The organism is Salinifilum ghardaiensis, assembly GCF_054491345.1.
Genome location: NZ_CM137101.1, coordinates 1,911,002 through 1,933,751, shown reverse-complemented (window position 1 = coordinate 1,933,751; position 22,750 = coordinate 1,911,002). Strand labels below are relative to the sequence as shown.

General features: G+C 73.6%; 21 protein-coding genes and 2 pseudogenes. 11 read left to right on the top strand and 12 right to left on the bottom strand.

Translation table 11 applies throughout. From position 1 onward, the window contains the following. Positions 1–165 precede the first annotated feature (165 nt). Complete coding sequence (locus tag ACVGV0_RS08680) at positions 166–579, top strand: CBS domain-containing protein (protein ID WP_459159960.1); 414 nt, start codon at positions 166–168, stop codon at positions 577–579. Positions 580–760: 181 nt separating this feature from the next. Here ACVGV0_RS08680 and ACVGV0_RS08675 read toward each other — a convergent pair whose 3' ends face one another. Further along, positions 761–1,552: a CHAP domain-containing protein gene (locus ACVGV0_RS08675; protein WP_459159353.1), complete on the bottom strand. Its 792-nt coding sequence runs from the start codon at positions 1,550–1,552 to the stop codon at positions 761–763. A gap of 770 nt (positions 1,553–2,322) precedes the next feature. Between ACVGV0_RS08675 and ACVGV0_RS08670 the strand changes: the two genes are divergently transcribed. Beyond that, complete coding sequence (locus ACVGV0_RS08670) at positions 2,323–2,655, top strand: putative quinol monooxygenase (protein ID WP_459159352.1); 333 nt, start codon at positions 2,323–2,325, stop codon at positions 2,653–2,655. Positions 2,656–2,765: 110 nt separating this feature from the next. Here the strand turns inward: ACVGV0_RS08670 and ACVGV0_RS08665 are convergent, their stop codons facing one another. Continuing rightward, a complete protein-coding gene (locus ACVGV0_RS08665) occupies positions 2,766–3,509 on the bottom strand; it encodes a CDP-alcohol phosphatidyltransferase family protein (RefSeq protein WP_459159351.1) in 744 nt (247 codons plus the stop codon). Between the two features lie 66 nt (positions 3,510–3,575). On the opposite strand from ACVGV0_RS08665, the gene ACVGV0_RS08660 reads away from it, so the two are divergent. The 5 genes from ACVGV0_RS08660 to ACVGV0_RS08640 are packed head-to-tail and all read left to right on the top strand — an operon-like array spanning position 3,576 to position 8,022. Then, positions 3,576–4,565 (top strand): zinc-dependent alcohol dehydrogenase, encoded by a 990-nt coding sequence (locus ACVGV0_RS08660; protein WP_459159350.1) that lies wholly within the window; start codon positions 3,576–3,578, stop codon positions 4,563–4,565. A 40-nt stretch (positions 4,566–4,605) separates the two neighbouring features. Beyond that, on the top strand, positions 4,606–5,004 hold the full coding sequence (locus ACVGV0_RS08655) for a 6-pyruvoyl trahydropterin synthase family protein (RefSeq protein ID WP_459159349.1): 399 nt from the start codon (positions 4,606–4,608) through the stop codon (positions 5,002–5,004). Beyond that, positions 5,001–6,074, top strand: a complete 1,074-nt coding sequence (locus tag ACVGV0_RS08650; RefSeq protein WP_459159348.1) for a glycosyltransferase family 4 protein — start codon at positions 5,001–5,003, stop codon at positions 6,072–6,074. The genes ACVGV0_RS08655 and ACVGV0_RS08650 overlap by 4 nt, the downstream gene beginning before the upstream one ends. After that, on the top strand, positions 6,071–6,982 hold the full coding sequence (locus ACVGV0_RS08645; RefSeq protein WP_459159347.1) for a class I SAM-dependent methyltransferase: 912 nt from the start codon (positions 6,071–6,073) through the stop codon (positions 6,980–6,982). Before ACVGV0_RS08650 ends, ACVGV0_RS08645 begins: the two co-directional genes overlap by 4 nt. Next, on the top strand, positions 6,979–8,022 hold the full coding sequence (locus ACVGV0_RS08640; RefSeq protein WP_459159346.1) for a lysylphosphatidylglycerol synthase transmembrane domain-containing protein: 1,044 nt from the start codon (positions 6,979–6,981) through the stop codon (positions 8,020–8,022). Before ACVGV0_RS08645 ends, ACVGV0_RS08640 begins: the two co-directional genes overlap by 4 nt. Before the next feature lie 42 nt (positions 8,023–8,064). Here ACVGV0_RS08640 and ACVGV0_RS08635 read toward each other — a convergent pair. Both ACVGV0_RS08635 and ACVGV0_RS08630 read right to left on the bottom strand, forming a co-directional pair. Then, positions 8,065–8,718, bottom strand: a pseudogene (locus ACVGV0_RS08635) (RibD family protein); the annotation flags it as partial. Positions 8,719–8,868: 150 nt separating this feature from the next. Further along, positions 8,869–10,875, bottom strand: a complete 2,007-nt coding sequence (locus ACVGV0_RS08630; protein ID WP_459159345.1) for a hypothetical protein — start codon at positions 10,873–10,875, stop codon at positions 8,869–8,871. Between the two features lie 99 nt (positions 10,876–10,974). On the opposite strand from ACVGV0_RS08630, the gene ACVGV0_RS08625 reads away from it, so the two are divergent. Then, positions 10,975–11,295, top strand: a complete 321-nt coding sequence (locus ACVGV0_RS08625; protein WP_459159344.1) for a hypothetical protein — start codon at positions 10,975–10,977, stop codon at positions 11,293–11,295. A gap of 216 nt (positions 11,296–11,511) precedes the next feature. Here ACVGV0_RS08625 and ACVGV0_RS08620 read toward each other — a convergent pair whose 3' ends face one another. Together ACVGV0_RS08620 and ACVGV0_RS08615 are read right to left on the bottom strand one after the other, a co-directional pair. After that, positions 11,512–11,802, bottom strand: a complete 291-nt coding sequence (locus tag ACVGV0_RS08620) for a WhiB family transcriptional regulator (RefSeq protein ID WP_459159343.1) — start codon at positions 11,800–11,802, stop codon at positions 11,512–11,514. A 182-nt stretch (positions 11,803–11,984) separates the two neighbouring features. Then, a complete protein-coding gene (locus ACVGV0_RS08615; protein ID WP_459159342.1) occupies positions 11,985–13,571 on the bottom strand; it encodes an N-acyl-D-amino-acid deacylase family protein in 1,587 nt (528 codons plus the stop codon). A gap of 181 nt (positions 13,572–13,752) precedes the next feature. On the opposite strand from ACVGV0_RS08615, the gene ACVGV0_RS08610 reads away from it, so the two are divergent. After that, complete coding sequence (locus ACVGV0_RS08610; protein ID WP_459159341.1) at positions 13,753–14,271, top strand: mycothiol transferase; 519 nt, start codon at positions 13,753–13,755, stop codon at positions 14,269–14,271. A 97-nt stretch (positions 14,272–14,368) separates the two neighbouring features. Here the strand turns inward: ACVGV0_RS08610 and ACVGV0_RS08605 are convergent, their stop codons facing one another. From ACVGV0_RS08605 to ACVGV0_RS08585, 5 genes and pseudogenes are all read right to left on the bottom strand, one after another. Continuing rightward, positions 14,369–15,382 (bottom strand): DNA polymerase IV, encoded by a 1,014-nt coding sequence (locus tag ACVGV0_RS08605; RefSeq protein ID WP_459159340.1) that lies wholly within the window; start codon positions 15,380–15,382, stop codon positions 14,369–14,371. A 79-nt stretch (positions 15,383–15,461) separates the two neighbouring features. Further along, positions 15,462–16,793 carry an MFS transporter gene (locus ACVGV0_RS08600; protein WP_459159339.1) on the bottom strand — a complete coding sequence of 444 codons (1,332 nt, stop codon included), beginning with the start codon at positions 16,791–16,793 and terminating at the stop codon, positions 15,462–15,464. Between the two features lie 254 nt (positions 16,794–17,047). Continuing rightward, on the bottom strand, positions 17,048–17,734 hold the full coding sequence (locus ACVGV0_RS08595) for an ABC transporter permease (protein ID WP_459159338.1): 687 nt from the start codon (positions 17,732–17,734) through the stop codon (positions 17,048–17,050). Continuing rightward, positions 17,731–18,609 (bottom strand): ABC transporter ATP-binding protein, encoded by an 879-nt coding sequence (locus tag ACVGV0_RS08590; protein ID WP_459159337.1) that lies wholly within the window; start codon positions 18,607–18,609, stop codon positions 17,731–17,733. The genes ACVGV0_RS08595 and ACVGV0_RS08590 overlap by 4 nt, the downstream gene beginning before the upstream one ends. A gap of 31 nt (positions 18,610–18,640) precedes the next feature. Further along, positions 18,641–18,982 (bottom strand): annotated as a pseudogene (locus ACVGV0_RS08585) (GntR family transcriptional regulator); the annotation flags it as partial. Positions 18,983–19,248: 266 nt separating this feature from the next. Here ACVGV0_RS08585 and ACVGV0_RS08580 point away from each other — a divergent pair. Together ACVGV0_RS08580 and ACVGV0_RS08575 are read left to right on the top strand one after the other, a co-directional pair. Next, entirely contained in the window at positions 19,249–20,718 is a 1,470-nt protein-coding gene (locus tag ACVGV0_RS08580; protein WP_459159336.1) for an aldehyde dehydrogenase family protein, read from the top strand. 99 nt (positions 20,719–20,817) lie between these two features. After that, positions 20,818–21,642, top strand: a complete 825-nt coding sequence (locus ACVGV0_RS08575; RefSeq protein WP_459159335.1) for an SAM-dependent methyltransferase — start codon at positions 20,818–20,820, stop codon at positions 21,640–21,642. A 73-nt stretch (positions 21,643–21,715) separates the two neighbouring features. On the opposite strand, the gene ACVGV0_RS08570 is transcribed toward ACVGV0_RS08575, so the two are convergent. Next, a complete protein-coding gene (locus tag ACVGV0_RS08570) occupies positions 21,716–22,735 on the bottom strand; it encodes an NADP-dependent oxidoreductase (protein WP_459159334.1) in 1,020 nt (339 codons plus the stop codon). Positions 22,736–22,750 lie beyond the last annotated feature (15 nt).

Below are 22,750 nucleotides of genomic sequence, written 5' to 3'. Positions count from 1 at the left end.
TCGCAAGTGTGGCACGCCGGCCGTGCCGGCACGGCCGGTGACGCCCCGGAACGATCACGGCCTCCCGGACCGCACCGCGCCAGCCGGACCGCACCGGGTGTGCCGCAGGCGGCCACCGGGTAGTCATCGACCGTCCACGAAGCTCGCAGGAAGGACGTGACCGGCATGACAACGGCCCGCGACATGATGACCGAGGACACCGTCACCCTCCGCACCGACGCCACCGCGGCCGACGCGGCCCGGGTGATGACCGAGCACGGCATCGGGTCGATCCCCGTCCGGGGGCACGACAACCAGCTCAAAGGCCTGGTCACCGACCGCGACCTCGTGCGGAAGGTCGTCGCTCAGGGCCGCGACGCCGGCACGTTCCCCGCGGGGGACCTCACCCAGTCGGAACCGGCCTCGATCAGCGCCGACGCTTCGGAGGCCGAGGTCGTCGACGCCATGATCCGCCACGGCGTGCGGCGTCTGCCCGTCGTCGACGGCGAGCGCCTCGTCGGGGTCATCAGCCTCGCGGACGTGGTCCAGGTGGTGCCCGAGCAGCGCTCCGGGGAGCTCGTCGCGCAGCTCTCGCGGTGAAGCCGGTGAACGCGCAGCAGGCCGCTCCCGACGGGTGGGAGCGGCCTGCTCGTGCGGAGCGGGGAACGCGTCACCGCAGCTCGGTGACCGCGCGGATCGGCGGCCACGTGCTCGACCGCACCGGCCCCACGACGCCGGCCGATCCGCGGTCTCCCTCAGCTGAGGAGCCGGGAGTCCGGGGTCACCACGGGGAGACACCGCCGTAGAAGGTGTCCGGGGTGAGCTGGTGCTGCTGGCGCTTGACGCTGTCGCTCGCGTTGCCCTCGATGGTGGTCACCGTGTTGCCGTCGACGCTCTCCACGATGCCGATGTGCTTGCTGGTGTCCGGCGAGGAGGGACCGCTGCCGAACAGCAGCACGTCGCCCGGCTTGGCCTGCTGCAGCTGGTCGGCGCCGTAGGCGGTGCCGTGCTCCTGGCCGGCGGTGAACAGGTCACCGGTGAAGGCGTACTGCTCGCTGTCGATGTCCACGCCGGCGTCCTGCCACATCTGGCTGGTGAACAGGGCGCACCAGGACACGGCCTGCGGGGAGTACGGGTTGACGTTGTCACCGGTCTCCTGCGTGCCGATCTCGGCGCGGGCGTTGTCGACGATGCGGTTGCGCAGGTCCTGCTCGGCCTTGGCCGGATCCGGCTTCTGCTGCTGCTTCGGGGCCTGCTCACCGCCCTGCTGAGCGGCGTCCTTCTGCTGCTTCGGCGCGGCCTTCTGCTGCTGCGCGGCGCCGCCGGAGTGGCCACCGCTCTGCTGGCCCTGCTGCTGGACCTCGGCGACGGTGCGGGTCTGCTCGTGCTCCGCGTCACCCGAGGACCCCAGCGGGGAGGTGAACGCCGCTGTCACGGAGGCCACCGCGAGCACGCCGGCCGTGCCGACCGTCGCGAGGCCGAACGGGACGCGGTCGGCGAACTTCCGAATCGGGGTCTTCGTCTCGGAAACGTTGTTTTCGGGGGAATTCGAACCGTCGGTGTCTTTCCGCATGGCTCCGGGAGTTTCAATCGGGGGCATCTCGGAGTTCATTGCCCGACCCGTCACCGGCCCGAGGCAACAACCCGATGTTGCCGAAGGAACGCGCTCGCAGAACCGAGGTATCTACGGGGACGACTACCTAGAACGGCCGAATCCGCTGTGAGGCACCGCATGATTCCGGCGCAGCGCGCACGGTGCACCACGCTCCGTGTCGGCACCTCGTCGCCCGCTGCGCACGCGTGCGCGCAGCGCACGGACACGAGCGGGCAGGCGGACCGCACTCGCCCCGGGATCGTGCCTCACCCGGCGCGGCGCGACCGCGCCGGGTGCTGCGCGCCCGACCGTTCCGAGCGGTCGACGAGGAGGAGGAATCCGACGAGAACCAGCACGAACGACACCGCCGACATCGGTTCACCGACCTCCGCATTCTCCGAAAATCGCCGCGGTTTCCATTTCAGCGGAGCGCGCTTCGCGCGGGAACCGCCGAACGGGTGGTTCGCGCCCGGCATTCTCGCCGAATTCGCTTCATCGCGGAACCGGACAGCTCCGGGCGCGCCGAACTCGGTTCGGCGCGCCCGCGGTGCCGGCGGGGCGCCGCAGGCGCGGGCAGTCCGCCGATCCGGGCCCCGACGTCCGCCGCGGCGGCGTGCAGTCCACAGCAGACGGAGTGCGCGGTGCCGCGCGGAGGGGGACGCGGCCGGGACGACCTCCCCCGCGCGCACCGCGATCGGATCCTCTACTGTGGATCACGCGCAGAAGGTGCGTCCAGAAAGGCATGGCTCATGATCTTCATCACCGCCAAGTTCCGCGTGCGTCCCGAGTCCGCCGACCGCTGGCCGGAGATCGCCGCGGACTTCACCCGCGAGACCCGCAACGAGCCCGGATGCCTGTGGTTCGACTGGTCCCGCAGCATCGAGGACCCCAACGAGTACGTGCTCGTGGAGGCCTTCCGCGACGGTGACGCCGGGGCTGCGCACGTGCAGTCCGAGCACTTCAAGACCGCGCAGCAGACGCTTCCGCCGCACCTGGTGGAGACCCCGCGCGTGATCAACGCCCAGATCGACCAGCAGGACTGGTCCGAGCTCGGCGAGATGGCCGTTCCGCAGGAGGGCTGACCCGCGCGGGTGCGGTGGGCGCCGCTCCCGCACCGGTGGGCGCTCCGGCCCGCGCTCCCGCACCGTCCTGTTCGGACGCCCCCGCGGGGCGCGGCCCGGCCCGCTCCCGTTCACATCGCGGATCCGGCACGCCGCCGCTCCCGCGTCCCGGCGCGGGAGCGGCGCCACAGCCACCAGGTGTCCGCGCCGAACGACCACAGCAGCGACACCAGCGCCAGCAGCGCCGCGCCGTGCGCCGCGGGCGCCGGCACCACCGGCGCCGCCGCGATCACCAGCAGCACGCCCTGCGCGGCCGCGACGGCCTTGCGGCGCCGGCTCGGCGGCAGCGCGGCGCGCATCCACGGCAGCGCGCGCCCGGCGAGGACGAACGCGTAGCGCAGCGCACCGATCCCCAGCACCCACGCGCCCAGGTCCAGCGCGACGTACCCGCTGAGCACGAGGACGAGGAACGCGTCCAGCTCCATGTCGAAGCGCGCGCCGAACGCCGAGACGCAGTTCCGGCGCCGCGCCACCTGACCGTCCACCCCGTCGAGCACGAGCGCGGGGACGACGAGGCCGAGGAACACCCCCGCGGGGATCGGGCCCGCCGTGGCCTGCACCGCCTGCGCGGTCACCGCACCGACGAGCACTGCGCGCACCAGCGTCACCCGATCGGCTGACCCCCAGGGAGCGGTGCGGGCGGTGCGCCACAGCAGCAGCGCGAGCCCGGCCGCGTAACCGCATCCGGCGACCGCGCCGCGCGCACCGAGCGCACCGCAGGCGTTCAGCAGCGCCAACGCGCCGAGCTGCGCGGCCGTGGCGAGCGCCAGTTCCGCGACGAAGCGGCCACTTCCGGGAGTCGTTCGTGCCACCACGCACCCCAGGGTGCCGCGTATCCTCCCGGGCGAACACAGCAGGCGCGATCACCCGACGGAGGAAGCATGGCGACCTCGGCGCGCGCGTTCTGGCTCGCCCGGCCGGAGCAGGGCGAGATCCGCGCCGTCGCGGTGCCCGACCCCGGCCCCGGCGAGGTCCTCGTGCGCACCCGCTACACGGCGGTCAGCCGCGGGTCGGAGGCACTGGTGTTCCGCGGCGGCGTCCCCGCCGACCAGCACCGGTTGATGCGCGCCCCGTTCCAGGAGGGCGAGTTCCCCGCCCCGGTCAAGTACGGCTACCTCAACGTCGGCGTGGTGGAGCAGGGCCCGGCCGACCACCTCGGCCGCACCGTGTTCTGCCTCTACCCGCACCAGACGCACTACGTGGTGCCCGTCGAGGCGGTCGTCCCGGTGCCGGAGGCCGTGCCGGCGCACCGGGCGGTGCTGGCCGGAACGGTCGAGACCGCGGTCAACGCCTGCTGGGACGCGGTACCGCTGCTCGGCGACCGCGTCACCGTCCTCGGCGCCGGCATGGTCGGCTGCTGCGCCGCGCGCCTGCTCGCCCGCTTCCCCGGCGTGCACGTGGAGCTCGTCGACGTCGACACCTCCCGACGGGCGGTGGCCGAGGCGCTCGGCGCCGACTTCGCCACCCCGGAGCGGGCGGCGACCGGCCGCGACCTCGTGGTGCACGCCAGCGCCACCGAGTCCGGGCTCGCCCGCGCGTTGGAGCTGCCCGTCACCGACGGGACGGTCGTGGAGCTGAGCTGGTACGGCGACCGCCCCGTCACCGTGCCGCTGGGCGGATCGTTCCACTCGGGCAGGCTGACCGTGCGCGGCAGCCAGGTGGGCACCGTCTCGCCGAACCGGAACCACCGGAGCACGCGGGAGCGGCTCGCGCTGGCACTGGACCTGCTCGCCGACGAGGCGTTCGACGCGCTGGTCACCGGTCAGAGCGAGTTCGGCGAGCTGCCCGCGGTGCTGCCGCGCCTGGCCCGCGGGGAGCACTCGGCGCTGTGCCACCGGATCGTCTACGGTTCCGGCGAACCGGTGTCCTGATCGCACCGGACCGGCGCCGGCGAGCACGAAGGAGACGGCATTGTTCAGCGTCACCGTCCGCGACCACGTGATGATCGCGCACAGCTTCCGCGGCGAGACCTTCGGCCCCGCGCAGCGGCTGCACGGGGCCACCTACCTCGTCGACGCCACCTTCCGGCGCCCCGAGCTCGACGCCGACGGCCTCGTCGTGGACATCGGACGCGCGAGCGGGAAGCTCGGCGAAGTCCTCGCGGACCTCAACTACCGCAACCTCGACGACGACCCGGCCTTCGCGGGGCGCAACACCTCGACGGAGTTCCTCGCGCAGGTGATCGCCGACCGGTTGGCCGAGCGGGTGCACGCCGGCGAGCTGGGCGAGAACGCGCGCGGGCTGGCCGGAATCACCGCCACGCTCTCCGAATCGCACGTGGCCTGGGCGAGTTTCGACCGATCGCTGTGACAACCGCGCGGTCCGTCCACTTCGTACTGCCGCCGGAGGGCGACGCCCCCAGCGGCGGCGACCGGTACGACCGGCGGTTGGTCGAGGAGCTGCCCGGCGCGGGGTGGCGGGTGCGGTGCACCGTCCTGCCGGGACGCTGGCCCGACCCCGGAGCGGACGACGCGGCGCGGTTGGACGCGGCGCTGGAGGAGCTGCCGGACGGTCGCCCCGTCGTGCTGGACGGGTTGGTGGCCTGCGGCACGGCCGGCGTCCTCGAGCGGCACGCGGCACGGCTGCCGCTGGCGGTGCTGGTGCACCTGCCGCTGGCCTGCGAGACGGGCACGCCGACGGATCTCGCGCGCGAGCTGCACCGGCGGGAGGGGCAGGTGCTGCGCGCGGTGCACCAGGTGCTCGTCCCGAGCTCCTGGACGGCTCGCCACGTCTCCCGCGAGCACGGCGTGGCGCCGGCGCGGATCACCGTGGCCCCGCCGGGGGCGGATCCGTCCGCCCCCGCCCGCGGCAGCGGCGGTTCCGGCGCGCTGCTGTCGGTCGCCGCGGTCACACCGATGAAGGGCCACGACGTGCTCGTCTCCGCGCTGGCGCGGTGCCGCGACCTGGACTGGCACTGCTGCGTCGCCGGTTCGCGCACCCGCGCCGCGGAGCACGCGGCGCGGGTGCGCGACGACGTCCGCGCCCGCGGGCTCGCCGACCGGGTGCGGCTCGCCGGCCCGCTGCGCCGCGCGGAGCTCGGCGCGGCCTACGCGGCCTCCGACCTGGTCGTCGTGCCCTCGCGGGCGGAGACGTACGGCCTGGTGGTCACCGAAGCGCTCGCGCGGGGCCTGCCCGTGGTGGCTTCCGATGTCGGCGGGGTGCCGGAAGCACTGGGCAGCACCGACGAGGGGACGCTGCCGGGGATGCTGGTGCCGCCGGATGACCCGGCCGAGCTCGCCCGGGCGCTGCGCCGGTGGTTGACCGGTGCCGGTGAACGCGCGCGCCTGCGCGACGCGGCGCACCGCCGCCGTGGCACCCTGAACACGTGGCGGGAAACAGCCCGGCAGGTGGGGCGGACGCTCGAGCACCTCAGCACGTGAACGCGGCGGAGGTCGACTGGCTCGCGTTGCGGGCGCCCGCCGACGCGGCGGCCCGCGCGGAGGAGCTGGTGGAACTGCTGCGCCCCCGGCTGAGGCCGGTGCGCGGTGAGCTGCGCATCCGCGACCTCGGCTGCGGTACCGGTGCGCTGGGCCGGTGGTTGGCCGGACGGCTGCCCGGGCCGCAGCACTGGACCGCCCAGGACCGCGACGCGCACGCCCTCGACCGGATCGGGCCGCGCGGGGAGGGGCCGGACGGGGACGGCCTCACCGCCGCCGACGGCCGGCCGGTGCGGGTCACGCCGGAGCAGCGCGACCTGACCGCGCTGACGCCGGGGATGCTCGCGGGGACCGCGCTCGTGACCGCTTCGGCCCTGCTCGACGTGCTCACCGCGCCGCAGCTGGAGCGGATCGCCGCGTGCTGCGCGGCGGCGCGGGTGCCGGTGCTGGTGACGCTGACGGTCACCGGCCGGGTGACGTTCGACCCGCCCCACCCCGCGGACGCGGCGTTCCGCGAGGCGTTCAACGCCCACCAGCGGCGCCGCGCCGGTCGTCACCGCCTGCTCGGACCGGACGCCGCGCCCGCCGCGCGCATCGCGTTCCGCCGCCGCGGCGCGCGCGTGCTCGCCCGGCCCTCCCCGTGGTGCCTGGACGCCGGTTCGGCCGCGCTCACCGAGGCGTGGCTGCGCGGCTGGGTCGACGCCGCGCAGCAGCAGCGCCCGAGCCTGGCGCGGCGGGCCGCGGACTACCGGCGCGACCGCCTGGCCCGGTTGCGGGCCGGCGAGCTGACGGCGCGCGTGGAGCACACCGACCTGCTCGTCTTCCCCCCGCGCGCGCTGCCACCTCGAAGGGGGCCATCTCGAAAGGGGCTGCCGCGAAAGGGGCCACCGCGGAGGGGGCGTGCGCGATGAGACGTGCGCGACGCGCGGCGGTGCGCGTGCTCGTCACCGGTGGCGTGCTCGCGCTGCTGACCTGGCAGGTGGGACCGGGCGCGTTCGCCCGCGGCGTGCAGGTGCTCGACGTCGCCACCGCGGGAGCGGCGCTCGCGCTCGGCGCCGCGTCGACCGCGTGCAACGCGGCGCGTTGGTGCCGCGTCGCGCGCGGGCTCGGGATTCGGCTGCCGCTGGGCAGGGCGATCGCCGACTACTACCGCGCGCAGTTCCTCAACGCGGCACTGCCCGGCGGGGTCTTCGGGGACGTGCACCGCGCCGTGCAGCACGGGCTGGCCGGACCCGCGCGGGGACGACGGGTGCGGGCGGTGGTGCTGGAACGCGTCGCCGGGCAGGTGGTGCTGCTGCCGCTCGCGGTCGCGGCGGTCGCGCTGGCCCCGGCGCTGGCCGAGCTGCGGTTCGGCATCCTGATCACGGCGCTGGCCGCCGCCGGGGGCCTGATCGGCGCCGTGGCGGTCGCCGCGCTGCTCGCGCGCACCGGTCGCCGCGCGGCGCGCTGGCGACGGGTCCTGGCCGAGACGCTGGCCGATCTGCGGGAGCTCGCCGCTCCCGGTGCGTGCGCGCGGATCATCGCGCTGTCGGTGGCGGCGCTGGCGGGGCACCTCGCGTTGTTCGTCGTGGCCGCGCGGGCCGTCGGGATCGCGGCCCCGGTCGAGCAGGTGCTGCCGTTGGCGGTGGTGGCGCTCGTGGCGATGAGCGTGCCGGTCAACATCGGCGGCTGGGGGCTGCGCGAGGGCGCGGCGGCCGCGGCCTTCGCCCTAGCCGGGCTCGGCGCCGCCCAGGGCGTCGCCGTGTCCGTCGCCTACGGCGTGCTCGCGCTCGTGGCCTGCCTGCCGGGCGCTGGCGTGCTGCTGCTCCAGCGTCACCGGCCGCGGTCCGGTCAGGTCGAGCTCGAACAGCGAGTCGGCGCCGAGGGAGAACCGGCGCACGGGGGCGCGCAGCGCATCGCGCATGCGCGGCGTCCCCGGAAAGCGCAGGCCGGGCACACCGTCGCCCAGTAGCACCGGGGCGACGGTGACGTACAGCCGGTGCAGCGCGCCGGCGCGCAGGAAGCGCGACACGGTCACACCACCGCCTTCGACGAGGACGCGGTGCAGGCCGAGCTCGGCGAGCCGGTCGAGCACCACGTCGGCGGCGAAACCACCGGACTCGCGGGGCAGGTGCAGCACCTCCACGCCCTCGGTGCTGCTCGCGCCGGGCCGGTCGTCGCCCTCGGCGAGGATCCACAGGGTGGGTGCGGCGCCGTCGGTGAACACGCGCCGGCCGCTCGGCACGCGGCCCTGCGGGTCGAGCACGACGCGCACGGGGTTGTCGCCGGTGCACGCGCGCACGGTCAACTGCGGGTCGTCGGCGGTGACCGTGTCCGCACCGACGACGACCGCGTCGGCGAGCGCGCGCAACCGGTGCAGGTGCTCCCGGTCGTCCTCGCCGGTGACGTGCACGGCGTCACCGGTGCGGGTGGCGATGCACCCGTCGAGGCTCTGCCCGAGCTGGGCGTAGGCGCAGCGCTGCCCCGCCAGGCACAGCGGGAGGTAGAGCTCGAGCAACCGCTCGGCCACGGGCGAGGCGCCCTCGCCCCACCGCCACTGCCCGGCGCCGTCGGTGACCAGGCCGGCGCGCGCTGCGTCGGGTGGGGTGCGGACGTCGAGCAGTCGCCGCCACGCCTCGGCCGCGTCCACGGCGGGCTCGTCGTTCATCGCTCGTGCCACGTCATCGTCACCGCGGTTCGTCTCAGGCGGAAGGATGCTGCGGCGTCACGCTACCGCGGGTGGGCTCGCGCGCACCACTCTCCCGGAACCGGGTACCACCGCGGCCGCCGCGGCGCTCCGGACGGTCACCGGGACCGGTCACTGGCTGATCCAGTAGCCGAAGGAGAGGTAGTCCGAGTACGGCCCGACGTACTCCTGGGGGGACTTCAGCTCCACCTGCACCTGCCGACCGTTGACCAGTTCGGGCGGGATGGAGAACTGCGTCTCCGCCCAGCCCCGCGGGTTCGTGGTCAGCTCGTGCGTGCCCAGGTAGGTGCCGTCGACGAACACCCGCACCGCGCGGCCGCCCGAGGGCGCACCGGGCTTGGGACCGCTCGCGTCGTGCCGCGCGGTGACCGTCGCCTCCCGGTGCGGGGTCAGGTTGCCGAGGGTGAACGACTCGGCGCCGTACACGTGCCGGTTGCTGTCCGCGACCCGTCCGCGGGGGGTCTCGACGGTGGCCGCGTCCGTGGTCGGGCGGAAGGTGGCCATCGGCGAGCGCACCGCGTGGTCGTGGGCGCTCTCGCTGTCCATCGAACCCACGTCGAGGTGGTCGCGGATCTCCCCGGGAACCGGGCGCAACGGGGTGTTCCCGGTGCCGGTGCTGCTGTAGTCCGCGCGGTAGACGGTCATGTCCTGCCGCGCGAGCACGACCTCGCCGAACAGGCCGGCGTGTTCCAGGTGCTCCAACCGCACCCCGCCGGGCATGGAGTCGTAGATGGCGAAGTAGTCGGGCCGCTCCTCCGGCGGCATGGCGCTGAGCTCCTCGTAGAGGCTGCCGGCGCCGTTGATCGCGGGTTTGGCCAGCCCGTTGGTGGTCAGCCCGATGAGGTCGACCGTGGGTTGCCGTCCCAAGTAGGCGGCCGCACCGACGTCGTGCACGCCGATGCGGGCATCGGGCGGCAGGTGCCCGGAGGTCCACGTCGCCAGCGAGACGATCCGCTCCCGGATCGCACCGGTGTCCAGGCCGACGGTGTGGGCCCAGGCCGGCAACGACAGCAGCGTGAACAGCCCTGCCGTGCCGAGCACGCCCGCGGCCAGCGCGCGGCCGGCTCCCCGGCCGAACCAGCGCGCGCAGGTCACCGCTCCCACGACGACGAGCACGATCACCGGTGGCAGGAACGGGTGCAGGTAGCGCACCTGCTGCCACAGGGCCGTGGCGAGCGTGGACACGGCCAGCAGGCTCAGCAGCACCCCGCCGCCGAGGACGAGGCCGACCGCGCGGTGCGTTCCCGGCCGCCGCACGAGCACGGCCACCCCGAGCGCCGCCACGAGCAGCGCGCCGGGGAAGAGGAAGTCCTGCCTGCTGATGCCCGCGAGGATCGCGGAGAACTGCCGCATGTTGTCCGCGACGCCGCCGGCGAACTGGCCCAGGTTGAACGCCGGCATGCTCAGCATCGATTTGGCCTGGTTGCCGTTCGGCGAGAGGCTGCCGGTGGCGATCCCGTAGAACAGCAGCTGTCCGCCCAGCGCGAGCAGCGGCAGCGCGAACCACGCGGCGCCCAGCACGCGCCGCGGCCAGGACCGCTGCCCGCGCAGCAGCGCGAGGAGCATCGCGAGGATGATCAGCACCACCACCGGGACCATCTCGAACCGGCACAGCACGGCGAGCACGGCCACCAGCGGTGTCCAGCGGAAGCGTCCCGCCTCGTGCTCGGCGGCGAAGACCGCCAGCAGCCCGGTCACCAGTGCCGCGGCCACGGGGGCTTCCATGCCGCTGACCGCCGACCACAGCAGCGGCCCGCTCAGCGCGACGAGCAGCCCCGCGCACACCCCGCCGAGGCGGCCGACGAGGCGGCGGGTGAGCACGGCGGTGCAGGTGGCAGCCAGCACGTGGGAAGCCATCCCGATCACCACCGCTGCCGGCAGCAGGAGGCTGCCGTGGGCGCCGAGGGCGTACAGCAGTCCGACCGCGAAGACGTAGAGCAGGCTGCTGGCACCGGTGCTGATCGGCTCGCCGTCCTGGAACCGCAGGATCTCGCCCTGGCCGATCTGGCGGCCGTACTGCATGTGGATGTAGGTGTCGTCGAGCGGTGGGATGAAGTGGCCGCCGTTGAAGTACAGGTTCACGCCAAGGAAGGTGATCGCGGCGATCGCGGCCGCCACCGGGACGCTCCACCACAGGGGATCGAAACGGCGGCCGGAATCGTTGCCGGGCCGGTCCCGATCCGATCCTGCGGGATTCCCCTCCGCACCGTCGACGCGATGTTCTTCGCGGATCTCGGAAAACGCTCGCTGATCGATCGACATCAGGGCGGCTCCGTCGGTTTCGACATCGTGCTGGCTCGCCTCAGCGTCGGGGGACGGCCTCCGCGAACGCCGGTGCCGCCCCGGTGCGCAGCGACGATCAACAGCATCCGGGCCGGCGCCGCCGTCCCGGAGGACCACGTCGCTGTCGGCGGGCGAAAGTATGCCGATCTGCGCGCGCCCTTGCATGCTGATCTCGGTCAATCAAATATCAACACGGCATGCACCGGCACTGGACGCAGTTTTTTCACCACCCTGAGGGACGCGCCACCGCGGTGACACCGCCATTCCGGTGCCGTGTTCGCGGACGGCCGCGCGCATTCACGGATTCCTCCGGGACCGGCACCCGCGGTGCGCCCGCGCGTTCGCCGCCCCGCGGCGCGCCCCCGGGGTCTGCCGCGGGGCGCGCGCAGCAGAGGTCCGCGCACGCAGAAGGGGCCCGGACGTTCACGAACGTCCGGGCCCCTTCTGCCGTGGCTGAGCGAGGTGCGCGGCTCAGTCGCGCGCCGAGCGCTCGGCGCTGACCGTCCGGGTGTTCCGCCGGGACAGCGAACGCCGCTCGCGCGGCGTCATACCGCCGAAGATCCCGAAGTCCAGCCCGTTGCTGAGCGCGTCGGCCAGGCATTCGGACGCCACCGGGCAGCGACCACACACCGCTTTCGCGCGGTCGACCTGCTTGGCTCCCAACCCCACCTCGGAGATCGGGAAGAACAGCTCGGGGTCCTCGTCCCGGCAGGCGGCACGTTCCCGCCAGTCGTCGCCCGCATAACCGTTGTTCTCCGCCATCGTGCCACCTCCTTAAGCAATGGAACTCGCGTTCACGAACGGTCTCCCCGTCCACACGCACGCGCGCTCCCCACGCGCGCGGTCAACACGCGCACACGTGCGGGCGGGGAGACCATGACGATCGGATCGACGGTGAAACCCAGGAGTTAACGCGTCAGCCCCCGCGGATGTTCCGCGGAGTGTCATGACTCACGATCATCTCTGCCGAGCACCCGGCCCGGGCGCCGCCCTGTTGTGTCACCGTCCACAACCACCGGCTCGCCGTTGACAACCACAGCGCGACACCCGGTCGCCCCCTGCCGCGGTCGCTCGTAGCGCGCCCGATCGTGGATCGCCGCCGGATCAAACACTGTAACGTCACCGACCGCCCCCGTGGCAAGTACACCGCGGCCCGCGAGCCGCAATCGTGTCGCAGGCAACTCCGTCATCTTCCGCACCGCCTCCTCGAGCCCGAGAAGGCCCTCGTCCCGCACGTACCACCCGAGGACCCGCGCGAACGTGCCGAAACTGCGCGGATGCGGGTGACCTTCGCCGCGCTCGGCGAGCGTCCACCCGTCACTGGCCACCGCCACGCGGGGATGGCGCAGCACCGCGCGCACGTCGTCGGCGTGCATCGAGTGGTGCACGACCAGCACCTCGCCGCGGTGGGCCTGCAGCACGCGCAGCACCGCTTCGGCCGCGTCGGTCCCCTCGCACCGCGCGATCTCCACCACTGAGGACCCGACGTGCACGGAATAGCGCCCGGCGGGCGCTTCGGCCAGCACGAGACCGTGCGGATCGAGATCGCGCCCGAACCTCCGCCGCGTCTCGGCGGCGATGCGCCGCCGCTGCTCCGCGTCGGCGAGCCGCTCCAGCAGGGGCCCGGTTCCCCCGTCGACCGCCCACGGCGGCAGCGCGGTGAGCAGCGACGTGCTCGACGCGGTGTACGGGTAGACGTCGGCGGCCGCGTCGACACCGCCGGCGCGCGCGGAATCCAGCCGCGCCAACGCCTCCGTGACCGAACCGTGATTCTCCGGGCCCGCGGCCTTCAGGTGCGACACCTGCAGGCGCGCCCCGCTGCGGCGGGCCGCCACGACCGCCTCGTCGAGCGCGCCGAGCAGTCCCGCGGCCTCGTCGCGCAGGTGCGTCGAGTACAGCAGGCCGTGCGCGGCGGCCGTTTCCACCAGTGCGGCGACCTCCCAGTCCGGTGCGAACACGCCGGGCGCGTAGATCAGCCCGGTGGAGAAGCCGAGCGCTCCCCCGGCCGCGGCCGCGCGCACGCAGGCCCGCATCCGCTCGAGTTCCGCCGGATCCGGCTCGCGGTCCTGCTCGCCCAGCACGGCCAGCCGGATCGCGTTGTGCCCGACCTGCACACCGATGTTGACCGCCGGGCACGCCCGGTCCACCGCGGCGCGGAAACCCCGCGCGTCCCGCCAATCCCAACTCAGCGGACGGTCGTCGAAGATGCTCGCGCGGCGCAGCAGTCCGAGATCCCCGACCGGGAACGGCGAGTGTCCACAGTTTCCAGTGATGAGCGTCGTCACACCCTGCCGCAGCTGCGGCAGCGCCGCGGGGCTCTCCTCGACGGTGAAGTCGGCGTGCGTGTGCAGGTCGATGAACCCGGGAGCCACGACGAGCCCGGTGGCGTCGATCTCCCGCGCGCCCCGCAGCCGGCGCGGACCGATCTCGGCGATGCGGCCTGCGGTGATGCCCAGGTTCCCGCGGCGGCGGGCGCGTCCCGTCCCGTCGACGAGCACTCCGCCGTTGACCGCGATGTCGTGTTCGGACACGTGCACTGCTCCCCTCGCCGCTGCGCCGCGCCCTGCAGGACGGGCGCCGCGCAGGATAGGCGCCGCGCAGGGCGGGCACCGCACCGCGGCCGGGGCCGGCGCGCCCGCGCCGCGCACGGTGCCGCCCGCCGGCAGCGGGACTACCCTGCCGTGAGGACGTCGCCCCGCGGAGGTGTTCCCGATGACCAGTGCCGACCTGCTCGACGACGGTTTCGACCGGATCCGGGAGTCCGCGCACAACGCGGCGGCCGGGCTCTCCGGCGACCAGCTGACCTACCGCGCCGACGCCGCCGCGAACTCGATCTCGTGGCTGCTGTGGCACCTCACCCGCGTGCAGGACGACCACGTCTCCGAGCTGACCGGAACCGAGCAGATCTGGACCGCGCAGCACTGGCACGAGCGGTTCGACCTGCCGCTGCCGGTCGACGACACCGGGTTCGGGCACACCGCGGAGGAGGTCGCCGCCGTGTGGGTGCCGACCCCGGAACCGCTGCTCGGCTACCACGACGCGGTGCACGAGCACACCACCGCGTTCGTGCGCGGTCTCACCGACGAGGACCTGCCGCGCGTGGTCGACGAGTCCTGGGAGCCGCCCACCACGCTCGGGGTGCGGTTGGTCAGCGTGCTCGCCGACGGCCTGCAGCACGTCGGGCAGGCCGAGTTCGTCCGGGGAATGGTCGAGCGCGGAGCGGGCGCGTAGGAGAGTCCGCGAATTGGCTGGCGCAGTGAATCCGGTGGCAGGACCTCCGGCGAGGCCTCGCTGCGGGATCCCCGACATCGGGTAGCCACCCGCGCCCCTACTCCAGCTCGGCGCGGACGCCGACGAGCCGGACGGGCCTGTCGAGCGGGAACTCGCCGAGGGCGGTGAGGGCCGCTTCGGTGATCGCCTCGGCGGTGGCGGCCCGCACACCGCGGCCGTGGGTGTGCGTGCGGAACCGGTCGTCGCGGATCTTGACCACGACGCGGCGCGGCCGCAACCCGTCCTGCTCGAGCTCCCCGGACAGGGTCGCGGCGAGCCGCCGCACCTCGGTGCGCACCCGGTCGCGGTCGTCGAGGTCGGTGTCGAAGGTGACTTCGCGGCCGTGCGAACGCGGCGGAGGGGGCGTGTCGGTGACGGGACTGCTGTCGAACCCGTGGGCCAGCGCGACCAGCCACGGCCCGATGGACGGGCCGAAGGCGGCGGCCAGCTCTCCCCGGTCGGCGCGGGCGAGTTCGGCGACGGTGCCGATGCCGCGCTCGGCGAGGCGGCGGCTCGTCTTCGACCCGATGCCGTGCAGCGCATCGCACGGGCGGTCGGCCATGACGGCGACCCAGTTGTGCACGTCGAGCCGGTGGACGTTCTCCGGTTTCGCCAGCCCGGAGGCGATCTTGGCGCGCAGCTTGTTGTCGCCGATGCCCACCGAGCACGCCAGTCCGGTGCGCTCGCGCACGCGCCGCTGCAGTTCCCGCGCCGCGGACTCGGCCTCGGCCGTGTCGACGAGCAGGAAGGCCTCGTCCCAACCGGTCTGCTCCAGCCGACCGCCCCAGCTCCGCAGCACGGCCATCACCTCGGTGGAGGCCTCCTGGTAGTGGTCGGAGTCGGCGGGGAGGAACACCGCCTGCGGACAGCGGGCGGCCGCGGTGCGCAGCGGCGTGCCCGAGCGCACCCCGTGCTCGCGGGCTTCGTAGGAGGCGCCGGCCACGACGCCGCGGCGCGTCGGGTCGCCGGTTCCGCCGACGAGGACCGGCCGGCCGCGCAGCTGCGGGTGCCGCAGCAGTTCGACGGCCACGATGAACTGGTCCAGGTCGACGTGCAGCACGACGCGTTCCACGCCCTCAGGGTCGTCCCGGTCGGGTGCGGGCGCCAGCCGCGCCGGGCGCCGGCGGAGGGATCCGCCGGTGCCCGCGCGCTCAGCGGTCGATGTCGGTCTGGCGGGTCTCCCGGGTGGCGATCAGGGCCAGGAGGGTGAGCGCGCCCATCGCGGCGAGGTAGACGCCGACCCAGCCGAGCCCGTGCTCGTCGGCGAGCCAGGTCGCCGCGTACGGCGCGACGGAGGCGCCGAGGAGGCTGGCGAGGTTGTAGGAGACCGAGGCTCCGGTGTAGCGCACCGCTGCGGGGAACAGCTCCGGCAGCACCGCCCCCATCGGACCGAAGGTCATCCCCATCAGCGCCAGCCCGACCACGAGGAACGACACCGTCGGCAGCACGCCGCCCCGCCCGAACCAGGGGCCGAGCAGCAGGCCGAAGGCGATGATCGCCGAGGTGGTGGCGATGAGCGCGGGCCGGCGTCCGAACCGGTCGGCGCACCAGCCCGCGACGGGGATGGTCAGCCCGAAGAAGACGACGCCGATGAGCAGCAGCACCAGGAACTCGGAGCGCTCGTAGCCGAGGCCACCGGCACTGGTCCCGTACGACAGCGAGAACACGGTCATCAGGTAGAACAGCACGTAGGTGGCCAGCATGACGAACGTGCCGAGCAGGACCGCCTTGGCGTCGGTGCGGAACACCCGCGTGAAGGGCACCCGGGCGCGCTGGTCGCTGGCCACGACCCTGGTGAACGCCGGGGTCTCGTGCAGGCTCAGGCGCACCCACAGGCCGACGAGCACCAGCGCCGCGGAGACGAGGAACGGGATGCGCCAGCCCCAGGAGAGGAACGCCGCGTCGCCCATGGTTCCGGACAGCAGCAGGAACAGGCCGTTGGCGACGAAGAACCCGATCGGCGCGCCGTACTGGGGGAAGGTGCCGAACAGGGCGCGGCGGCCGGGCGGCGCGTTCTCCGTGGCCAGCAGCGCGGCACCGCCCCACTCCCCGCCGAGGCCGAGGCCCTGGCCGAAGCGGCACAGCGCCAGCAGCAGCGGTGCGAGCACGCCGATGCTCTGGTAGGTGGGCAGCACCCCGATGAGCACCGTGGAGATGCCCATCGTCAGCAGCGAGGCGACGAGGGTGGCCTTGCGCCCGATGCGGTCGCCGAAGTGGCCGAACAGGGCGGATCCGACGGGGCGGGCGACGAAGGCGATGGCGAACGTCGCCAGCGACTGCAGCGTCGCTGCCGTGTCGTCCCCGGCGGGGAAGAACAGGTGCGGGAACACGAGCACCGCGGCGGTGGCGTAGACGTAGAAGTCGTAGAACTCGATCGAGGTGCCGACGAGACTGGCGACGACCACTTGGCGCGTCGAGTTGCGCCGTTCCGCCCCCGCTGCTCGGACCCCCGCCGGCGGGGCCTCGGTGCGGCCGGCAGTCATGGCACCCACCCTTCTCCTCACTCGTTCGAACGAGGAGACAGAGTACGTGCCGACTACCCACTCAACGGGACGGGGCTCCCACCATGTGGTTCAGCTCGCGTTGCGGACCGAGCGGGAACCACGCGAAAGGCCGTTGCGCTGCGCGGACACCGCGAAACCCCGCCGGGGTGACCACATCGCGGGACAGGGCGTTCGGGACGAACCGAAACGAGCGGCGGGGCGGCCCGCGCCCCGCGGACGCGGACCGCCCCGCCTCACACCGCGAGGCGGCGGATCGTGGCGAATCCGCCCGCGCCGAACACCGCGGCGAGCAGCGCCGCGATCCCGGCGAGGCCGAGCGGACTCAGCGCCGCGAGGAACTCCCCGATCGCGGACCACGCCCCGACCCAGGTCACCACGACGACGAATCCCGCGGCGAGGACCAGCTGCGCGGCGAGGTAGCACACGGCGCCGAGCACGCGCCAGCGCCGGTAGGTCAGTCCCCACCACATCCCGTAGGCGAACAGCAGCACCATGAACGCGAACGCGGTCAGCCACGTCAGCGGCCACGGCCCGTCGAGCACCCAGGGCACCCGGAAGAAGTGCATCTGCAGCCCCCACCCGCCGGTGGCCGCCTCGACGACCTGCAGCGCCGCCACGCCGAGCGCGTACACCGCGGCGACGAGGACGCCGAGGCCGAGCGCGCCCAGGTAGTAGCTGCGCCGGCTGACCCCCAGGGAGAACGCGAACGGCAGCGCCTGCGACATGCCCACGCTGCCCTGCACCGCCAGGAACACGTACAGCGCGATGATCCCGCCCGTGAAGTGCTGCTCACCGCTGGCCACCACCCCGGAGACGACGGCGTTGATCGCGAACGACAGCGCGAGGACGGCGGGCGGCAGGACCGCGTACTGGAACCGGTCGATGAGGAGGTACCGACCGACGTTGACGAGCGTGCTCATGACTCCCCCTGTTCGGCGCCGGAGGTCTGGACGAGCAACTGCTGCAGCGACAGCGGTTCCAGCCGCAGCCCCAGCCGCGCGGCGCGGGTCTGGTCCAACGAGTCGAACGGTTCGGCGATGGTCACCACCGACCGGGAGCCGAGGCTCTTGCGGTGCAGCACGCGGCTGCCGGTGACGAACTCCTCCACCGCGCCGCCGGCACCGGTGACGGTGACCGCGCTGCCGCGCACCTCGTCGCTCGGAGCGCTGACCGCCAGCCTGCCGCGGTCGAGCATGACGACGTCCTCCAGCAGGTCCGCGGCCTCGTCGACGAGGTGGGTGGACAGCAGCACGGTGCGCGGACGCTCGGCGTAGTCGGCGAGCATCCGGTCGTAGAACAGCTGCCGCGCGGCGGCGTCGAGCCCGGCGTAGGGCTCGTCGAAGATGGTGAGCTCCGCCCGCGAGGCGAGTCCCACCACGATGGACAGCGCCGAGCGCATACCGCGGGAGAGCTTCTTGACCTGCCGGTTCACCGGGAGGTCGAAGTCCTCGATCAGCCGGGCCGCGAGCTCCTCGCTCCAGTTCGGGTGGAACCAGGAGGCCGCGCGCACGGCGTGCCGCACCCGGATTTCCGGGAACACCTGGTCCTCGCGGACGAAGACCATCCGCCGCAGGACCCCCTCGTTCTCCATGGGATCCTCGCCGAAGACGCGGAGGCTGCCGGAGCTGGCGAACTCGTGCGCGGTGATCAACCGCATGAGCGTGGTCTTGCCCGCCCCGTTGCGCCCGAGCAGTCCGGTGATCGTCCCGCTCCGGACCTCGAGGTCGACGTCCTCAACCGCCGTGGTCCCGCGGTAGCTGCGCGTCAGCGCCCGTGTTGAAATCGCCGGTTCCATTGCCGTGGTCCTCCGCAGTCCTGCTCGTCGTCTCGATCAGCGACAGCAACGTGCCGTGGTCGATGCCCAACCGCTGCGCTTCGGCCAGCATCGGTTCGACGTACTGCTGGGCGAATCGCGTGCGCCGCTCGGCGAGCAGCTGCTCGCGGGCCCCCTCGGCCACGAACATCCCCACGCCGCGCCGCTTCTCCAGAAGTCCCTGACTGATCAGCATGTTGATTCCCTTTGCCGCGGTCGCCGGGTTGATCCGGTGAAAGGCCGCGAGCTCGTTCGACGAGGGAACGCGATCGCCCTCCGCCAAGCTCCCCTCCGCGATCTCGTCCGAGAGCTGCTCGGCGATCTGCGCGAAGAGGGGAACTCCCTCGTTGAGCACGGTCACCTCCCTGTGTCCCCTCACCACCTTGGTTAGGTGGTTCACCACTTAACTAATGTACCCGAGAGGCAGTTCGGACACCACCCCCGCCCGCAGCTGCCACCGGCCGAGGGGCGGCCCGGCGCGGCCCGCACCGAGCGCTCCGCCCGCTCGCGGACTCCGCTGCGGCCGACCGGTGGCCCCGGACCGGGTGGTGCGAGGCGTTCCGCGGCGGTGCAGCGGGTATCCGCTCGGCGGAACCGCACAACCGCACCCCGGAGGTGGCCGTGACGCAGGAGCAGCCCTACACCGGATTCGACCGGATGCCGATCGGCGGCGAACGGACCGCGGGCTCGACCGGTCGGACCGCCGCCGACAACGACCCCTACAGCGGCGAAACCCTCGTGCGGACCGGGCAGGCCGATGCGTCCGATGTGGACGCGGCGTTCCGCGCCGCGGAACGGGCCCAACCCGCGTGGGCGGCCGCACCCGGCGTGGAGCGGTCCGAGGTGTTCCTGCGCGCCGCGGAGATCCTGCAGCGCCGCCGCGCGGAGATCCTCGACTGGCTCGTGCGCGAAGCCGGCGCCGTGCGCCGCCGCGCGGAGTGGGAGTGGCTGGCGGTGCGCGCGGTCATGCTGGAAAGCGCCGGTCAGACCACCCACGTGACCGGCAGCATCCTGCCCTCGGCGCTCGTCGCGGGCAAGGAGAACCGCGTCTACCGCGAACCGGTCGGCACCGTCGCGGTCATCAGCCCGTGGAACTTCCCGCTGCAGCTGTCCAACCGCTCGGTCGCCCCCGCGCTGGCCGCGGGCAACGCGATCGTGCTCAAACCCGCCACCGACACGCCCGTCACGGGCGGGTTGCTGCTGGCGCGGATCTTCGAGGAGGCCGGCCTGCCGCCCGGCCTGCTCAACGTCGTCGTCGGACGCGGCGGCGAGGTCGGCGACCCGCTGGCCACCGACCCGCGCGCGGCGGTCCTGTCGTTCACCGGCTCCACGGCGGTGGGCCGCGGCATCGCCGCGAAGGCCCCGCTGAAGCGGCTGAGCCTGGAACTCGGCGGCAACGGCCCGCTCGTCGTGCTCGACGACGCCGATATCCCCCGGGCCGTGGAAGCGGCCGTGTTCGGCTCGTGGTTCCACCAGGGCCAGGTGTGCATGGCGACCAACCGCATCATCGCCGAACGCCGCGTGCACGACGACCTCGTGGAGCGCGTCGCCGCGCGCGCCCGCGAGCTGCGCTGCGGCGACCCGGCCGATCCGGACACCGCGGTGGGTCCGGTGATCAACGCCGACCAGCTGCGCGCGGTGCTCGGCGCGGTCTCCCGCGCCACCGACGACGGGGCGACCGTCGTGGTCTCCGGCGACGCGACGGGGCCGAGCGGGCTGGTGCTGCCGCCGCACGTGCTCACCGGCGGCAACGACGTCGCCACCGCGGCCGAGGAGGTGTTCGGGCCGGTGGCCACGATCGTCCCCGCCGAGGACGAGCAGCACGCGCTGCGGCTGGCCAACGACACCGAGCACGGGCTGTCCAGCGCGGTGTTCACCGGCGACGCCGAGCGCGGCGTGCGGTTCGCCCGGCAGGTGCGCGCGGGGATGACGCACGTCAACGACACGACCGTCAACGACGAGCCGAACACCGCCTTCGGCGGGGAGGAGGCCTCCGGTCGCGGCCGGTTCGGCGGCGGGTGGGCGATCGAGGAGTTCACCGCCGACCACTGGATCAGCGTGCAGCACACCCCGCGCGACCTGAGGTTGTAGCCGGTGGGCGCGCGCTCGTGGCCGGAACCGGCGACAGCGGCCCGCGGTGCGTGCGAAACTGCGCTCCCACGGAGATCACGAACGCGAACGGGGTGGAGCATGACCACGGAGCCGTCCTCGGAGCAGCCCTCCCGCGCGCACGCGGGCACCGGCATCGACGACACCGTCGCCCACTCGGCCCGGGTGTGGAACTACTGGCTCGGCGGCAAGGACCACTACGCCGTCGACCGCACCCTGGGCGACGGCATCATCAACGCCGACCCGCAGATCGTCGACATCGCCAGGGCCAGCCGCAGCTTCCTCGCCCGCGCGGTGCACCACCTCGTCCGCGAGGCGGGCGTGCGCCAGTTCCTCGACGTCGGCACGGGCCTGCCCACCGCGGAGAACACCCACGAGATCGCGCAGCGGCTGGACCCGAGCTGCCGCGTCGTCTACGTCGACAACGACCCGCTCGTGCTCGCCCACGCCCGAGCGCTGCTCACGGGCACCGACGAGGGCGCGACCTCCTACATCGACGCGGACCTCTACGACCCGGAGGCGATCCTGCGGCAGGCGGCCGGGACGGTGGACCTCGACCGGCCGGTGGCGCTGATGCTGCTGAGCGTGCTCGGCCACGTGCCCACGGCCGAGCGCGCGCGCCGCGTGGTCACCGATCTCGTCGACGCGCTGCCGCCCGGCAGCTACCTCGCGATCACGGACAACGTGGACACCGATCCGGTCAACGCGCGGGCCGCGGAGCTGTACAACAGCAGCGACACCGTGCCGTACCACCTGCGCAGTCCGGAGGAGTTCACCGCGTACTTCGACCGCGTGGACGTGGTGGACCCGGGGATCGTCGGCTCGGTCCACTGGCGCCCCGACCTCGCACCGGAACCGCTCGAGAACGACGTTCCCACGCTCGGGGCCGTCGGGCGCAAACCTTGATCCGGTGGGACGGGGCGGGGGCGCGGCGCCCCCGCCTCCGCGGAACAGCTGCGCAGCGGAGCTGTTCCCCCGCTCACGCGGGGTCGGCGATCTTCACGAGCATCTTGCCCGTGTTCTGGCCGCGCATCATGTCCAGGAACGCCTCCGGGGCGTTGCGCAGGCCCTCCACCACGGTCTCCTGGTAGTGGATCTTGCCCTCGCTCAGCCAGCCGCCGACGTCGCGGGCGAACTGCTCGGTGAGCTCGGGGTGGTCGCCGACGATGAAACCGCGCATCCGCAGCCGCTTGCTCACCATCATGAACATGTTCCGCGGACCCGGTTCGGGTTCGGCGGCGTTGTACTGCGAGATCATCCCGCAGCAGGCGATGCGGCCGAAGTCGTTCATCGCGCCGATGGCCGCCTCGAGGTGCTCCCCGCCGACGTTGTCGAAGTAGACGTCGATGCCCTCCGGCGCCGCCTGCTTCAACTGGTCGCGCACCGGACCGTCCTTGTAGTTGAACGCGGCGTCGAAGCCGACCTCCTCGGTGAGGAAGCGCACCTTCTCCGCCGAGCCGGCGCTGCCGATGACGCGGGAGGCACCGCTGAGCTTCGCCAGCTGCCCGGCCAGCGAACCGACCGCACCGGCCGCCCCCGAGATGAACACGACGTCGCCCGGCTGCTGCTGCGCGATCTCGGACAGCCCGACGTAGGCGGTCATGCCCGGCATGCCGAGCACGTACAGGTAGGCGTTCAGCGGTGCGCGGTCGGGGTCGACCTTCTTCACCCGGCCCGCGTCGAGCACCGCGTAGTCGCGCCACCCGCGGTCGTGCAGCACGACGTCCCCGGCCTCCAGCTCCTCGGAGGCCGAGCTGACCACCTGGCCGACGGCGCCGCCGTCGAGCGGTGCACCGACTTCGAACGGGGCCACGTAGGACCGGCCCTCGTTCATGCGCCCGCGCATGTACGGGTCCACGCTCATCACCAGGTTGCGCACCAGGACCTGGCCCGCGGCGGGCTCGCCGACGGTGACCTCGGTGACGTCGAAGTTCTCCGAGGTGGGCCACCCCCGGGGCCGCGACGCCAGCCGGATCTCCACACCCGTGCGTTCCGTCATTCAGTGCTCCTCTTC